This is a genomic window from Geothrix oryzae (assembly GCF_030295385.1).
GTDB lineage: Bacteria > Acidobacteriota > Holophagae > Holophagales > Holophagaceae > Geothrix > Geothrix oryzae.
In genome coordinates, this window is the sequence record NZ_AP027079.1 from 1670130 (window position 1) to 1685487 (window position 15358).

Consider the following 15358-nt stretch of genomic DNA (forward strand, 5'->3'; position numbering starts at 1 on the left):
AGCCACCGCCACCGCCACCGCCCAGGTATTTACCCGGAGGGAGGACCTCAATCCTTCTGATCCGCCTCCGGGATCTGGCCTCCCTTGGCGCGCTTCGGGAACATGGTTTCCACGCAATCCGGGCAGATGCCATGCGAGAACCCGACTTCGGAGTGCTCGCTGATGTAGTGTTCCAGCTGATTCCAGTAGCCCTGGTCGTCCCGGATCTTCTTGCAGGTGGAACAGATGGGAAGAAGGCCGGAGAGCTGTTTGACATTGCCCAGGGCGGACGACAGCTCCTCGTTCCGGTGCTGCAACTCTTCCGTCCGCTCGGCCACGAGGGCTTCCAGTTCGGCCTTGCTGCGGGCCAGGGCGGCGATGCGCAGGCGCAGGATGACCAGGCCCAGGCCGAGGACGGCGAGACCGGCGAGGCTGGTCGCCCACCAGGTGCGCCACCAGGGGGGGCGGACCTGGAAGTCCAGGGCGGCGACCGGGCCGAACGCCCCTTCCCCGTCAGACGCGCGGGTCTCCAGCCGGTAGCGCCCGCCGGGAAGCGCGGGATATCTCACCAGGGGGGACTCCACATCCCGCCAGGCATCCTCCAGCCCCAGCAGGCGAACCTGCAGGCGCGCCCGGCCTTCGCCCAGATACGAGGGCGCCCCCACGCGGAAGGTCACGGTGGCCTCCCGGTGGGACAACGGAGCCAGGCGGTCGAAGGGGGGCTCCAGGCGCCGGGGGCCGAAGGCCATCTCGAGAATGTGAGCCTGGGGAGGCGCCAGGGGCAGGTCGGCATCGCCCGCTTCGTAGCGGACCAAGCCGGCGGCCGTGCCCACCCAGATGCGTCCCCCCTCGGCGAGCAGGGCCTGGATGGCGCAGTCCTCGCTGACCATGCCCTCCCGGCGCCCGATGTGCAGAGGCGGGTCCAGGCGGTCCAGCCCCAGATCCGTCGAGGCCCAGGTCCGTTCCCGGTCATCCACCTCGACCGCATAGACCAGGTTCGAACGGAGCCCCTGCCCCTTCACGCGCTGTTCCAGCACCGTCAGGCGGCTGCCGTCGATGCGGATCCGGGTGAGCCCCTGGGGTTCCTGGTAGTGCACCCAGGCGCTGCCGTCCGGCAGGAAGGCCATGCCGTAGAGGCCATAGGGGAGCAGGCCATCCCGCTCGGTGAAGAGCTGCCAGGCTCCCTGGACACTCCGCAGATAGAGCCCCGCCGTCGTGGCGGCCCAAAGCCGTCCCTGGGCATCTTCGCGGATGCGGAACACGCCCAGGGAGCCCTGGGCGGCGGGGCCGACCTCCTGGACGAGCCGGCGGGTGCCGGCGTCCCAGCGGAGGATGCCGTAGCGGGCGTGGCCCAGCCAGAGCGCGCCCCTGGAATCCTTCATCACGCTGTTGACGCCGAAGCCGAAGTCCCCGAGCGGGGCCACTTCCGTCTGATGGCTGCCGGGACGCAGCCAGAGGGTGGGGCCGATGGTGCTGACCATCCAGAGGGTTCCGGCCGGGTCCGTGGTCAGCCCCTTGATGCGGTGTCCTTCGGTACCCCGGATCCGGCTCAGCCCCGCGGCTTCCACCCGGATCGCCCCGTCATCGGTGGCTGCCAGCAAGGCGCCTTTGGGATCCCGGATGATGGACCAGACCACCTCGCCGGAGTTCCCCGAGGCCAGGGAGTGGTTCCAGACGCGGCCTCCGCCCTGGAGGCGGGCCAGGGCCGTCCCCAGGACCCAGAGGGTGCCCTCCCGGTCCCGGAAGACGGTGCGGACCCAGCGGAAGGGGAGGCCGTTGCCCGAATCGATCCGTTCCGTCTTGTCTCCGGCCAGGCGCAGGCCCCCGGCCTGGGTGGGGAGCCAGACCGATCCATCCGCATCCCTGAAAGGCACGCTGTTGGGCGACAGGCTCCCCCCCAGGCGAGAGGACTGGTCGGTGAAGCGATCGCCGCCCGGCGTTTTCATGGCCAAGCTGCGGCCGGAGCCCGCCCAGAGACGGCCGGCCCCGTCTTCCACCACGACGGAAACGCCGCCTTCGGGAAGGCCATGGGCGGGGCCCCAGACGCGGCTCGAACCATCCGGCAGGAAGGTCTCGAGGCCTTCCTCGGAGCCGAGGTGCATCACGCCGCCGGAGCCCGCCCCCAGGGTGAAGGCCCGGCCCGAGGGCCGCTCCGATCGGCGCTGGAAATGGAGCCCTTCCTGCTGGACGAACAGGCCCGCCGAAGTCAGGACCCAGAGGCGGCCCTCCCGGTCCAGCTCAAGGACATTGGCGGGCAGAGATTCGACTTGGCCGTCGAACTGGGCCCGTTCGATGCGCCCGGTCCGGAAGCGGACCAGCCCGCGCAGGGTGGAGACCCAGACGCCCCCGCCGTTGGCGGACAGGACGCGATGGACGAAGCCCGACGGCAATCCATCTTCCCGCCCCCAGGCCCGGCAATGAGCCCCGTCGTAGCGGAGGAGCGCACTTTCCGTTCCCACCCAGATGAAGCCGTCCGAATCCTGGGTCAAGCTGGTGATGGCCCCCGAGGGGAGCCCCTGATCCGGACCGAGCAGGGTGAAGGGGCGATGCCATCCTTCCGCGGCCATGCCGAAGATTCCCAGCAGGCCCACCAGGGCGACCCGAAACCAGACCATTCACCACTCCTGCAGTTGCCGTCGTATCGGAGCGTCCGCCCCTGGGGCTGAACCGACTCGTCAGTCTTTGCCCAGTACCCGCCGGTACAGCGCCTCGTACTGATCCACGATGGGGCCTTCCGCGAAGGTGCCGAGCGCCCGCTCGCGCGCGGCATCGCCCATGGTGAGGCGCAGATCCTCGTCGCGCAGCAGGGTCACCGCGTCAGCCGCCATGGCCTCCACATCACCCATGGGCTCCAGGTAGCCGTCGATGCCGTGGCGCACCACCTCGGGCAGGCCCCCCACGCGGCTGGCGATGACCGGCACCCGGTGACCCATGGCCTCCAGGGCCGCCAAACCGAAGCTCTCGGTGGCGCTGGGCAGCAGGAAGAGGTCGGAACAGGCCAGCACGGTGCCGATGTCCAGCTGCTTGCCCGTGAAGCGCACCTCGGACGCGAACCCCCGGTCGCGGCAATAGGCCTCGGCCTCCACGCGATCCGGCCCGTCGCCCACCATCACCAGGCGCGCGGGCACCTCCTTACGGACCAGCTCGAATACCTTCAGCACATCCATCACGCGCTTCACGGGTCTGAAATTGGAGATGTGGGTCAGCACCGCGGTGGCCCTGGGGGCCAGCCAGGCCCGGCAGTCGGGGCGCTCCTGGCCGGGGGGTTCCACGAAGTTGCCGATGACATCGATGTCGCGGCCCACTCCGAAGGTCCGGTAGGTCTCGTCCCGCAGGTACTCGGAAACGGCGGTCACGCCATCGCTCTCCCGGATGGCCATCTTCACCATGGGAAGGTAGCTCGGGTCGCTGCCCACCACGGTGATGTCCGTGCCGTGGAGGGTGGTCACGACCTTCAGGCCCGGGATGGCCATGCGGGCCAGCAGGGCGGCCATGGCGTGGGGGATGGCGTAATGCGCGTGGATGATCTCCAGGCCGTGGTGCTCGGCCACATCCGCCATCTTGGAGCCCAGGGCGATGGAATAGGGGGCGTCCTCGAAGAGGGGATAGGTGGTGGCCCGGACCTCGTGGAAGTTGATGCGGTCCTCGAAGCCCACCAGCCGCGGCGGCACGCTGGGGCTGAGGATGTGCACCTCATGGCCCCGGGCGGCGAGAGCCTTGCCCACCTCCGTGGCCACGACGCCCGAGCCGCCGAAGGTGCTGTAGCAGGAGATGCCGATGCGCATGGAAGATCCTCACTCCCAGCTATGATGGGGTGTTCCCAGGATCCTGCCCATGCCTCTTCTCTTCGCCATCGCCTACTACGCCCTGGATGTCCTGATCTATCTGCTGTTGGCGGTGGCCATCCTGTCCTGGTTCCCGATCGACCCCGGGAACCGCTGGATCCGCCTGCTGCACGCGATCACCGACCCGATCCTCCACCCCATCCGGGCCATCGTGCCGAGCATCGGGGGGTTCAGCTTCGACATCCTCGTCGCCGTGCTGCTGCTCGGCGTCATCCAGAGGGTCTTTCTGCGGGCCCTGGCCTCCTAGGAGCGTGTCATGAAGTACACCCCCCTCGACATCCAGCGCCGAGAATTCGAGAAGGTCTTCCGCGGCCTCGAGGAATCCGAGGTCCGTTCCTTCCTCCACGAGGTGGCTGCCGAGTGGGAGGAGGTTCTGGCGGAGAACCAGAAGCTGAAGGAGGAGATCCTCGACAGCCGCGAGCGGCTGCGGCAGTACCAGGACCAGGACCGCATCTTCCGCGAGACCCTGCTCCAGGCCCAGCGCACCCGCGAGGATGTGCTGGACGGCGCCAGCCGCGAGAAGGAACTGATCATCCGCGAGGCCCAGTTCAAGGCGGAGGAGATCATCCGCGAGGCCCAGCAGCATGTGGTCGAGATGGAGGTGCAGCTCCGCAACCTCAAGATGGAGCGCATCCGCTTCTTCCGGGAGCTGGAGGCCCTCATGGACCGCACGCGCCGCCACATCCAGGAGGAGGCACCGGACATGTATGTGCCCGCGCCCCCGACCTTGAACCTGGAGAACCTCGACCTCACCGCGCTGGACGAGCCCGCCCTGCCCCCCCGCCGGCCCAGTCCCGCCCCCTGAGCCCCATCATCGGACCGCCCCCCATCTGAATCCCCGGAGTCCCCATGTCCCAAGCCGTGATTCTCAAGTCCCTCCGCAGCCCCATCGGCAAGTTCCAGGGCGGCCTCGCGCCCCTGGCCGCGCCGGATCTGGCGGCCCAGGTGGTGAAGGCCCTGCTGGCGGCAGTGCCCGGCGCGGTGCCGACGGAAGTGATCCTCGGCCATGTGGTGAGCGCGGGCGTGGGTCAGGCCCCGGCGCGCCAGGCGGCCCTCCGGGGCGGACTGCCCCCCAGCGTCTCCGCCCTGACCATCAACAAGGTCTGCGGCAGCGGCCTCAAGGCCATCCAGTTGGCGGCCAATGCCGTGCGTCTGGGCGACCACGACCTGGTGCTGGCCGGGGGCATGGAGTCCATGTCCAACGCGCCCTACCTCCTGCCCAAGCTGCGGGCGGGCGCGCGCATGGGCCACACCGAGGCCAAGGACGCCATGATCCTCGACGGGCTCTGGTGCGCCATGACCGATCAGCACATGGGCCACACGGGCGAGCTGGTGGCCTCCAAATACGGCGTCGGCCGCGAAGCGCAGGATGCCTGGGCCGCCGAAAGCCACCGCAAGGCCGTGGCCGCCATGCAGTCCGGCGCCTTCCGAAATGAGATCGTGCCCATCGCCGTTCCGGGAAAGAAGGGGGACCTGATCCTCAGCGAGGACGAGGGCCCCCGGGCGGACTCCACGCCCGAATCCCTGTCCAAGCTGCGCCCCGCCTTCAAGAAGGACGGCACCGTGACGGCGGGCAACGCCCCCAGCGTGAACGATGGCGCGGCGGCGGCCCTGGTCAGCACGGAGTCCTTCGCCAAGGCCCACGGCCTGCCCATCCAGGCCCGCATCCTCGGCGCCGCCACCGCCGGCCTCGAGCCCGAATGGGTCCTCATGGCGCCCGTGGAGGCCATCCGCAAGCTCATGGCACAGGTGGGCTGGTCCGCGGGGGATGTGGATCTCTGGGAGATCAACGAGGCCTTCGCCGTGCAGCTGGTGGCCACGATGAACGAGTTGAAGCTGCCCGCCGACCGCATCAATGTCCATGGCGGCGCCGTGGCGCTGGGCCACCCCATCGGGGCCTCCGGCGCCCGCGTCATGGCGACCCTACTCCATGGCCTCGAGCGGCACGGCAAGCAGCGCGGCGTGGCGGCGCTCTGCCTGGGCGGCGGCAATGCCATCGCCATGGCGGTGGAGCGGGTCTAGCACCGCCCCATCTGTACCCCAGCCGGGGTCACCCGAGACCGCCATGCCGATGCCGCCGCCCCGCCCCTCCCTCGCCGACCGCCGTACCGCCGGCAAGGCGCTGCGGGATCGACTGAAGCGAACGGACCAGGGGTACTGGCTGGCAGCCGGTGACCGGCCAGACCTGATCCCCCGGCTGAAGGCCGCCAATGAACTGCGCCTTCCGGACCTCCTGCCCCTCAAGTGGGGACGGATGTCGGCATCTCCCTTCGCCTTCTTCCGGGGTTCGGTCGCGTTGATGGCCGGGGACATCGCCCCCGGACCCACCACCGGGATGACGGTCCAGATGTGCGGGGATGCCCACCTGCTGAATCTGGGGGCCTATGCCGCCCCAGACGGGCACCTGGTCTTCGACCTCAATGACTTTGACGAATCCATGCCCGGTCCCTGGGAATGGGATCTGAAGCGGCTTTGTGCCAGCGCTGTGCTGGGCGGCCGGGAGGCGGGCCAGTCCGAGGCGGAGGTCGGCGAGGCGGTCAAGGGGCTGGTGCGGGCCTACCGCGAGCACATGACCCGATTCTCCGAGATGAAGGGACTGGAGCTGGCCCGCTTTGAAGTGACTCCCCAGGGCGGCGGAGGCGTCCTGAAGGAGGTCCTGGCGAAGGCCAGGCGGGACACGCCCGACAAGCTCCTGGCCAAAGCCACGATGGATGACGGCCAGGGCGGCAGGCGGCTCCAGATCCGGCCCCCCCTGACCCGCCCGCTCGATCCGGCGGAACAGGAAGGGGTGTGGGAGGGGCTGCAGGCCTATCGGGAGACTGTGCTTCCCGGGCGCCGGCAGGTGCTGGAAGGCTACGCGCCGGTGGACGCGGTCTTCAGGGTGGTGGGCACCGGCAGCATCGGTCAGAGGAGCCTGCTGGTGCTCTGTCTGGGCCGCGACTCGGAGGACCCGCTCTTCCTCCAGCTCAAATCGGAAGAGCCTTCCGCCTGGGCCCCGCACCTGCGGGAGACGCCCCCCAGTCCCCATCAGGGACAGCGGGTCGCGCTGGGCCAACATCGCTCACAGACCTGGGTGGATCCCTTGCTCGGCTGGACCCGGTTCGGGGGCCAGGATTTCCTGGTGCGGCAATGGTCCGACCACAAGGCGGGCATCGATGGGGCTGCGCTGGGGGGGCCGGCGCTCGAGGACTACGCGGCCCTCTGCGGCGGCATCCTGGCCAAAGCTCACGCCCGGACCGGGGACGCGGTCATGCTCTCGGGCTATCTGGGCGATGCCGACAAGCTGGATGAGTCCCTGGCCGCCTTCGCCAAGGCCTATGCGGATCAAGTCACCCTGGACTACAAGCGGTTCAGGAACGCCATCCAGGCCGGGGATCTGCAGGCCGTCACGGAAATCTAGGCAGAGAAAGGGCCCGGCATGCCGGGCCCTTTCTCTTGGGGTGACGGAAGCCTAGAAGGAGTACCGAACCTGGGCGCCCAGGATCTCGATGGTGGCCTTCATGGTGCCGGTGAGGCTGCCCCGGGTCGTGTTGTCGCCCGCCGCGGTCAGATTGATCTTGGCGTCGCCGATGAACAGGTGGGTGTAGCCGACATCGATGGCCACCTTCTTGGAGACGGTGTAGGTCGCGCCGAGGGAGAGCCACTTGCGGTCGTTGTCGGGGATGCGGGGGGTGCGGTGGTTGTCGTCCACGGCGCCCTGATCAAAGCCCACACCACCGCGGAGCGTCCAGTCCTGGTTGACCTTGTAGGTGCCGCCCAGGGAGTAAAACCAGGTGTCCTTCCAGTTCTCGTCCGTGATGGAATCCGGGGCTCCGGTGTTGAACTTCACGCGGAGCTCCTTGAAGCGGGACCAGGTGCTCTGAGCCACTTCGCCCTGCAGGGAGAACGCGGAGGTCGCCTTCCAGTCGAAGCCCAGCGAGGCCGTGGCGGGGAGGGCGAGGTCAGCCTGCCCGCCGCCATTCTTGAGGCCGGCACCGTTCAGGGCCGCCAGGTCCGTGGGGGGTAGGTTGCCGGGGAACTCGAAGGAGGCGTCCCCCTTGAGCGTCATGGTCATGGCGGCGGAGTAGGCACCGCCCAGGCGGAATTCCTTGGTCGGCTGCCAGGTGAAGCCGGCCTTCCAGCCGTAGCCCCAGCCATCGCCCTTCAGACCGGCCTTGCCGTCCCAGGCGCCGGGGATGGCGTAGCCCGGCGTCCCGAAGACCGCGCTGGGAGCGCCCATGGCGATGTTCGCCACGGGGCTGTTCTGGCCGGGACCGGGAGACACGGTGGACAGGCCCGCCGCCGCCAGGCCGGACCCCACCTTCAGCGCGAGGGCCGTGCCGTAATCCACGGCGTTGGTCAGCTCCGCATCGGCCTTGCGGGCCACGAAGGCCACGCCGAAGGAGAACTGGTCATTCACCCGGTAGGCCAGGCTCGGCGCGACATCGATAGTCTTCAGGTCGGACTTCAGGCCGTGGTAGCGGCCGGCCCAATTGGCGTCGTACTCGGTGGTGAGACCGAAGGGCACATTCACGGAGAGCCCCACCTTCAGGTCCTTGCTGACGCTGTACATGATGTTGAACTCAGGCAGGACGGCCGAGATTCCGGAGTTCCCGTGGCTGGAGGCACCCGAGATCGGACCCAGGCTGGTGCCCGTGACCGGGGCCGTCTGGAAGCCCAGGGCAAGCAGGGCCGGCGTGCGGCTGGCCGAGAGGTCCTGCAGCTTCACATCCAGCCCGACATAGGTGCCGCCCAGCGAAAACTGCCAGCCGTCGAACTGGGTCATCGTCGCGGGGTTGAAGAAGAGGGCGCTGATGTCGTTGCCCCCCGCGCTGATGCCCGCGAAGGCGTTGCCCTGAGCGCTCGGGCTCTGCTCGCGGAGCTGGAAGCCGGAAGCCTGGGCCTGGGGAGCGAAGGCGCCGGCGGCGATGAGGGTCAAAGCCGTGAGGGTGAGGCGTGAGCGGTGGGTCATGGGCGCATGGCTCCTAATCCCGGACTTCCCGGGGTGGGTGGCTGTTGCCAGCCGGTTCTGAAGGGCAAGATTGACCACGATACCAAATCGTTACGCCCTTGCAACCATCCTGGGGGTGGGCTGAAAACCCGCCAATTCACGATCTTAAGATCATCAACGGAGTCCGCCGGCGAGGGCCTGCGACAGGGACTTGCCCGCGGCGAGAGCCTGCACGAGCGCCGAGCCGATGACGGGCGTGGCGTCCATGTCCCGCACCGCCGCCAGGCTGGCGGGATCGGAGAGGCCGAAGCCCACCGCCAGAGGTCGACTCGTGGCCGCGCGCAGGTAGGCCAGCCGCTCGCGCACGGGGGCCAGGTCGGTGCCCTGCCCCGTCCCCGTGACGCCCAGGCGAGCCACCACATAGGCGAACCGCTGGGCGAAGGGTGCGGAGGGGCCGGGGTCCGGCCGTTCCGACAGCACCTGCCGGGCCCGGGCCAGGGTCGTGGTGGGCGCCAGCAGCGGCACCATCGGATAGCCCGCGGCACGCAGATCCGCTTCGAATTCGGGTTCCTCTCCAAAAGGCAGGTCCACCACCAGCAGCGCTTTCACCGGCGTGGGCGCCAGCAGCGCCTTCAGCCGATCCGCGCCGAGCTGGAACAGGGGATTCAGGTAGGTGAAGAGGATGAGGTCCGGACTTTCCGTGATTCCCGCGAGGGATTGGAGCACCCGGAGGGGCGTGGCGCCCCGGGCGATGGCGCGCTGGGCCGCGGCTTGGAGCACGGGGCCGTCCGCGATGGGATCCGAGTGCGGCAGCCCCAGCTCGAGGGCCTCGATGCCGAGGGATCTGGCCTCAGAAAGCATAGCGGGCAGCGCTTCAAGGCTGGGATCACCGGCCATCAGGAAAGGGAGCAGCGGGTTCAGGTTCATCTCAGATCCCCAGGCGCGACTGATAGGTGGACAGGTCCTTGTCGCCCCGACCGCTGAGGCCCAGCAGGATGGTGGCGGCGCCTTCGGCAGCGAGGGCGGGCAGCAGGGCCAGGGCGTGGCTGCTCTCCAGGGCCGGCAGGATGCCCTCTCTTTCGCAGAGCAGGCGCGCCCCGGCCAGGGCTTCGTCATCGGAGGCGCGGCGCACCTCCACCTGACCGTCCAGCGCCAGGGCCGCGAGTTCAGGGCCCAGCGCCGGGTAGTCCAGCCCGGCGCTGATGCTTGCGGTTTCCGCCGTGTGGCCGTGCTCGTCCTGGAGCAGCAGGGTCTTGCAGCCATGCAGGACACCCATGCGGCCTCCGTCCAGCCGGGCCGCGTGCTCGCCCAGCGCCAGGCCATGCCCCCCGGCCTCGACGGCCACTCGGCGCAGGTCGTCGCCCAGGAAAGGCACCAGCAAACCCAGGCCGTTGCTGCCACCGCCGGCGCAGGCGAGGACGACCTCGGGCAAATGCCCGTATTGCTCCAGCACCTGCACCCGGGCTTCCTCGCCAATCACCGTCTGGAAGCTGCGCACCAGGGTCGGGAACGGATGGGGCCCCAGCGCGGACCCCAAGATGTAGTGGGCGCGGTCGCAGCGGCCGGCCCAGGCCCGCAGGGCCTCGTTCACCGCCTCCTTGAGCGTGCCCTGCCCGGCTTCCACGGGCACGACCTGCGTGCCGAAGAGCCGCATCCGCGCCACATTCGGCGCCTGGCGGGCCATGTCAGTGACGCCCATGTAGACGGTGCAGGACAATCCCAGGCGGGCGCAGGCCGCCGCCGTGGCCACGCCGTGCTGACCCGCGCCGGTCTCCGCGATGATCTCCGTCTTGCCCATGCGCCGCGCCAGGAGGGCCTGGGCCAGGGCGTTGTTGATCTTGTGCGCGCCCGTGTGGGTGAGGTCCTCGCGCTTGAGGAAGAGTGCTTTCAGGCCCAGCTTCCCGGCCAGGCGCGGCGCAGCCGTGAGCGGCGTGGGCCGGCCCACGAAGTGGCGCAGCTCCACCTTCAGCTCGGCGAGGAAGGCCGGATCGTGGGAGGCCGCGAGAAAGGCCGCCTCCAGGTCGAGCAAGGGCTGCATGAGCGTTTCCGGCGCGTAGCAGCCGCCGAGGGCCTGCGTCCCGAACCGCGTGGGGAGTTCGAATCCGGTGGTCATGGGTGCTCCAGATGGTGGGCGGCGGCGATGAATGCGCCGACTTTCGCGGCGTCTTTGCGGCCCGGGGCCGACTCCAGTCGGCTGGCCGCGTCGAAGCCCCGCAACTGGGGGCCGGCGGAGGGCGGCAGGGCCGCGGCGCGGGGAGCCAGAGAGGCCCCGTCCAGTCCGCCCGCGAGCAAGAAGGGGCCCGGCGGCGGGAAGGCCATGCCGTGGCCCTGCCCCGAGCCCCCGACCACACCCGTTTGCGCGGGACTGGCCTCCCAGAGGTAGAGGTCCGCAGGAAGGGCCGCCTGGCCGGGCTCATCCGGCCAGGGCAGCAGGACGAAGAGCCCGGCCTCCCGCAGCAGGGCCACACCGCACTCCCGTTCTGCGGCCGGCAGGTAGGGCTGCACGCGGCGGAACCCATGGCGCCGTGCCACCTCGAGCAGGTCTTCAGCGCGTTCCGCCACGGACACGAGTACCGCGCGATCCAGATGGGCCTCCGCCACAGCGAGGTCCACGCAGTGACGCGGGCTGGGGGGATGCGCCACGAACCCCAGCAGGTCCGCGCCCTGGTCCGCGGCGAAGGCCGCATCCTCGGCCGTGGTGAGGCCGCAGACCTTGGCCAGCAGGCTCATCGGGCCTCCTGCCGGAGGTCGGCGAAGACCCGCTCCAGGAACCCCTTCGGATCCGGGCTCCGCATGAGCGCCTCGCCAATGAGCACCGCGTCGAAGCCGGTCCGCAGCGCGGTGCGCGCATCCTCCGGCGTGGCGAGTCCGGATTCGCGGATCAGCACCGCCTCCGGAAAGACCCGGCGCAGGGGCTCGGCCGTGGGCACGCCGAGGTTGAAGGTCGAGAGATCCCGGGCATTGATGCCCACCAGGCGGGCCTGGGCCTCCTGGGCGAAGGCCACCTCGGTGAGGTCGTGCAGCTCCACCAGGGGCTCCAGGCCGCGGGCGCGCGCCGCCTCCGCAAAGGCCGCCGTGTGGCCCTTGAGCACGCGGGCGATGAGCAGCACGGCCTCGGCGCCGCAGGCCTCCGCCTCGGCCAGCTGGGCCTCGGCGATCACGAAGCCCTTGTAGAGCCGGGGCCGGTCGAGTTCTGCCGCGAGGCGGATGTGGTTGGCGTCACCCCGGAAGAGGAAGGGCTCCGCGAGGATGGAGAAGGCCGCGGCACCGCCTTCGCGGTAGGCCTGGAGCTGGGCCAGCAGCGGGGTTCCGGCGGCGAAGGGGCCGAGAGAGGGCGAAGCCTGCTTGTATTCGGCGATGACCGCGCCGCCCTTTTCGATTCCATCGCGCCGCAGCGCGGCCTCGAAGGGACCGCCTCCGGCGAGCCGGGGCCGGACCGGGGAGGGCGTGGCGAGCCGGCCGACCCGCGCGAGCTCCGCGACCAGCACTCTCTGGAGGTGGGATCGAGAGGAGAGGCCCGTATCGCCCACCAGGAGGGCGGGATCGGGAAGGCGGCTCATGGCTGCACCCCCGCGGCAGAGTCCGGGGTGGCGCCCGGGGTCGGGAATGGCAGTGCGAACCCGCGGTCCAGGGCAGCCCGGGTCTCCTGATAGGCCCGGGGCAGGCCCTCGAGCCCCTGATTCCGATGGAGCTGCAGGCCGAGTCCCGCCTGCAGGGCCACTGCGTCCGCCACGGCAGGTCTGAAGTCCGCGTGACCCGCCCCGCCGAAGATGCCCCGGGCCACGGCGAGGGCCTCGGCCCGGTCCGCGACGCGCAGGGCATGGCGCGGCGGTTGGCCGATGCCCAACTCCCGGGGCACCAGCACCTGGAGGGCCTGGACCCGCCCGTCCACCACCGACTGGACCGTGGTGGGCCCTTCGATGGAGGCTTCATCCAGCCCCTTCCCCTCGGCATCCTTGCCGTGGATCACGAAGGCCCGCCGCAGGGTCGGCCGCTGCGCCAGGGCCCCGGCCATGGGGGCCAGCAGTTCCTCGCGGGCCACGCCCAGCAGCTGCAGGGGCGGGTTCGCAGGATTCAGCAACGGGCCCAGCAGATTGAAGATGGTGGGAATCCCCAACCGGCGGCGGATCTCCCGCAGGCGCCCCAGAAGCGGGTGGTAGGCCGGCGCGAAGAGGAAGGCGAAGCTGTGGGCCTGCAGGTCCTGCGACAGGTCGGCGCTGGCCCGGGCCAGGTCGTAGCCCAGGGCCTCCAGCAGGTCGGCGCTGCCGCAGACGCTGGTGGCGGCGCGGTTGCCGTGCTTGACGATGGGGACACCGAGGTGCGCCAGCAGCAGGGCCGCCAGGGTGCTGAGGTTGGCGGTGGAGGCCCCGTCGCCGCCGGTGCCGCAGGTGTCGAGCGCCCCTTCGGGCAGAGCCGGGAACGGCACGGCCACTTCGGAGAGGGCCCCGGCGAAGGCCGCCAGCTCGTGGGCTTCGGGCACCCGCTGGGCCAGGAGGGCCAGGCAGGCCCCCACCAGCAGGGCGTCCGTGTCCTGGTCGATGAAGATGCGCATGAGCTCCGAGGCCGTGGCCTCGGGCAACGGGCGGATGGGATTGTGGGTGGTGAGCAGGGTCATCGGGATTCCTTGGCCATCCGGAGGAAGTTGGCGAGCATGGCCGGGCCGTCCGGCGTGAGGATGCTTTCGGGGTGGAACTGCACGCCCCAGCGGGGCAGCTGGCGGTGGGCCATGGCCATGATTTCGCCGCCGGGGCTGCGGCCCGTCACGCGCCAGCAGGAGGGCAGCGAGGCCGGCTCGGCGATGAGGCTGTGGTAGCGGCCCACGGGCAGGTCCGGCGCCAGCCCCAGGAAGAGGCCGGTGCCCTCGTGCTCCAGGGGCGTGGCCTCGCCGTGCAGGGGCTCGAGGGCGCGGATGACCCGGCCCCCCGTGGCCGCCGCCAGGGCCTGATGCCCCAGGCAGACGCCCAGCAGCGGGATGTCCCAATCCGAGCCCGCCAGGGCCATGTGGGCGGGGCTTTCCGTGGGGTGGCCCGGCCCCGGCGACAGCACCACGGCCTCGGGCCGGAGGGCCTTGGCCTCCTCGAGGCCGATGGCGTCGTGCCGCACCACGCGCACCGGCATCCCCAGCGTCTCGAAGGCCTGCACCAGGTTGTAGGTGAAGGAATCCAGGGCATCAATCAGGAGGATCATCGCGAGGCTCCGGGCAGCTGGACCCCGAGGGCCTGGGCGACAGCGCCCAGCTTGTGCAGGGTCTCGAAGTATTCGGATTCCGGTTTCGAGGCCCGCACCACGCCGGCCCCGGCCTGGAGGTAGGCGGCTCCCCCGGCGTAGACCGCCGTGCGGAGGATGAGGGCCGTGTCCAGGATCCCGTCCGTCCCCAGCCGCAGCAGGACGCCGCCGTAGGGTCCGCGGACCTCGCCTTCCAGCTCCGCGATGCGCTGGCAGGCCCGGAGTTTGGGAGCGCCGCTCACGGTGCCCGCGGGGAAGGCCGCCGCCAGCACATCCAGGGCATCCACGCCCGCCCGCAACTTCGCCTTCACCGTGGTGGTGAGGTGCAGGACATGGCTGGTGCGCTGGAGGGCCAGGGGCTTCTCCACCCGGACCCCGCCGGGCACGGCCACGCGGCCCAGGTCGTTGCGGGCCAGGTCCACCAGCATCTGGTGCTCGGCCAACTCCTTCGGATCCCGCTTCAGGGCCTCGAAGCGGGAGGCGTCCTCCTCGGCGTTGGCGCCTCTGGGCACTGTGCCGGCGATGGGCAGGGTCTCGGCCTCGCCGTCCTGCACCCGCACCAGCATCTCCGGGGAGGCGCCCACCAGGGCGAAATTCCCCCATTCAAGCAGGAAGCCATAGGGGCTCGGATTCAATCGGCGCAGGCGGCGGTAGGCCTCCAGGGGAGGCGGCGGATCCTCCACACGGAAGCGCTGGCTGGGCACCAGCTGGTAGATGTCGCCATCGAGAATGCGCTCCTGGGCCTGAGTCACCGCGCGTTCGTAGGTTTCGCGGTCCGTCAGGGCCTGGGCCCTCGGGTGGGAGGTGCCGGGTCCCGGATCGCGCACGCCCGCCAGCAGCCGGGCCCGCAGCTCCCGCAGGCGCCGGAAACCGGCCTCGGCGTCGGCATCCACGGTCTGAAGCTCGGCCACCTGGTGCAGGTGGTCGAAGACCAGGGCCGCGTCGAAGCGCTTCACCCAGAGGCCCGGCAAGCCCAGCCCGTCCCGGACGGGCAGCGGAAGGGTGGGCTCCTGGGCGCCCATGGCCTCGAAACCGAGATAGCCCGCGCACCCGATGCCGATGGGCAGGGGCTCCCGGAGCGCGGGGAGCTCGGCGCCCGGATCATGGATGGCCCCGGACGGCGGGGCTCCGGCCAGCCCCCGCAGGGCCTCGGTCCAACCCCGGGCGGGAGGGATCAGGCGGCATTCCGCCGGACCTTCCAGCAGCACGAAGCTGTGGCGGCCCACCCGTTCGCCCTGATCGCAGGACTCCAACAGGAGGCTGGCTCCGACCGGCCGCAGGGCCAGGTAGGCGGCCAGGGGCGTCAGCAGATCGGCGGGAAAGGGATGGCGGATCAGGTGCATGGGGTCATCCAAATGCAAAAAAGCCCGACCATGGG

At 70.4% G+C, this 15358-nt stretch carries 14 protein-coding genes; 4 read left to right on the forward strand and 10 right to left on the reverse strand.

What is annotated here, in order from left to right; genetic code table 11:
* Positions 1-47: 47 nt before the first annotated feature.
* Together QUD34_RS07670 and bshA are read right to left on the reverse strand one after the other, a co-directional pair.
* Positions 48-2594, reverse strand: coding sequence for a ligand-binding sensor domain-containing protein (locus tag QUD34_RS07670; protein WP_286353100.1), 2547 nt, complete (start codon positions 2592-2594; stop codon positions 48-50).
* 60 nt (positions 2595-2654) lie between these two features.
* Positions 2655-3764, reverse strand: a complete 1110-nt coding sequence (gene bshA / locus QUD34_RS07675; protein WP_286353101.1) for an N-acetyl-alpha-D-glucosaminyl L-malate synthase BshA — start codon at positions 3762-3764, stop codon at positions 2655-2657.
* 49 nt (positions 3765-3813) lie between these two features.
* Between bshA and QUD34_RS07680 the strand changes: the two genes are divergently transcribed.
* From QUD34_RS07680 to QUD34_RS07695, 4 genes are read left to right on the forward strand one after another with little or no spacing between them, the layout of a single operon-like run.
* Positions 3814-4071, forward strand: a complete 258-nt coding sequence (locus QUD34_RS07680; RefSeq protein WP_286353102.1) for a YggT family protein — start codon at positions 3814-3816, stop codon at positions 4069-4071.
* 9 nt (positions 4072-4080) lie between these two features.
* A complete protein-coding gene (locus tag QUD34_RS07685) occupies positions 4081-4629 on the forward strand; it encodes a DivIVA domain-containing protein (RefSeq protein WP_286353103.1) in 549 nt (182 codons plus the stop codon).
* A 44-nt stretch (positions 4630-4673) separates the two neighbouring features.
* Positions 4674-5846: a thiolase family protein gene (locus QUD34_RS07690; RefSeq protein ID WP_286353104.1), complete on the forward strand. Its 1173-nt coding sequence runs from the start codon at positions 4674-4676 to the stop codon at positions 5844-5846.
* A gap of 43 nt (positions 5847-5889) precedes the next feature.
* The gene (locus tag QUD34_RS07695; RefSeq protein WP_286353105.1) at positions 5890-7224 is read left to right on the forward strand and encodes a DUF2252 domain-containing protein; all 1335 of its coding nucleotides are present in this window, start codon (positions 5890-5892) and stop codon (positions 7222-7224) included.
* 51 nt (positions 7225-7275) lie between these two features.
* On the opposite strand, the gene QUD34_RS07700 is transcribed toward QUD34_RS07695, so the two are convergent.
* From QUD34_RS07700 to QUD34_RS07735, 8 genes are all read right to left on the reverse strand, one after another.
* Positions 7276-8775, reverse strand: coding sequence for an OmpP1/FadL family transporter (locus QUD34_RS07700; RefSeq protein ID WP_286353106.1), 1500 nt, complete (start codon positions 8773-8775; stop codon positions 7276-7278).
* 153 nt (positions 8776-8928) lie between these two features.
* A complete protein-coding gene (gene trpA / locus QUD34_RS07705; RefSeq protein WP_286353107.1) occupies positions 8929-9681 on the reverse strand; it encodes a tryptophan synthase subunit alpha in 753 nt (250 codons plus the stop codon).
* 1 nt (position 9682) lies between these two features.
* Entirely contained in the window at positions 9683-10867 is a 1185-nt protein-coding gene (trpB, locus tag QUD34_RS07710; RefSeq protein ID WP_286353108.1) for a tryptophan synthase subunit beta, read from the reverse strand.
* Entirely contained in the window at positions 10864-11484 is a 621-nt protein-coding gene (locus QUD34_RS07715; RefSeq protein WP_286353109.1) for a phosphoribosylanthranilate isomerase, read from the reverse strand. The genes trpB and QUD34_RS07715 overlap by 4 nt, the downstream gene beginning before the upstream one ends.
* A complete protein-coding gene (locus QUD34_RS07720) occupies positions 11481-12314 on the reverse strand; it encodes an indole-3-glycerol-phosphate synthase (protein WP_286353110.1) in 834 nt (277 codons plus the stop codon). The genes QUD34_RS07715 and QUD34_RS07720 overlap by 4 nt, the downstream gene beginning before the upstream one ends.
* The gene (gene trpD, locus QUD34_RS07725; RefSeq protein WP_286353111.1) at positions 12311-13369 is read right to left on the reverse strand and encodes an anthranilate phosphoribosyltransferase; all 1059 of its coding nucleotides are present in this window, start codon (positions 13367-13369) and stop codon (positions 12311-12313) included. The genes QUD34_RS07720 and trpD overlap by 4 nt, the downstream gene beginning before the upstream one ends.
* Positions 13366-13941, reverse strand: coding sequence for an anthranilate synthase component II (locus QUD34_RS07730; RefSeq protein WP_286353112.1), 576 nt, complete (start codon positions 13939-13941; stop codon positions 13366-13368). Before QUD34_RS07730 ends, trpD begins: the two co-directional genes overlap by 4 nt.
* Positions 13938-15323, reverse strand: coding sequence for an anthranilate synthase component I family protein (locus QUD34_RS07735; protein ID WP_286353113.1), 1386 nt, complete (start codon positions 15321-15323; stop codon positions 13938-13940). Before QUD34_RS07735 ends, QUD34_RS07730 begins: the two co-directional genes overlap by 4 nt.
* Between the last annotated feature and the right edge of the window lie 35 nt (positions 15324-15358).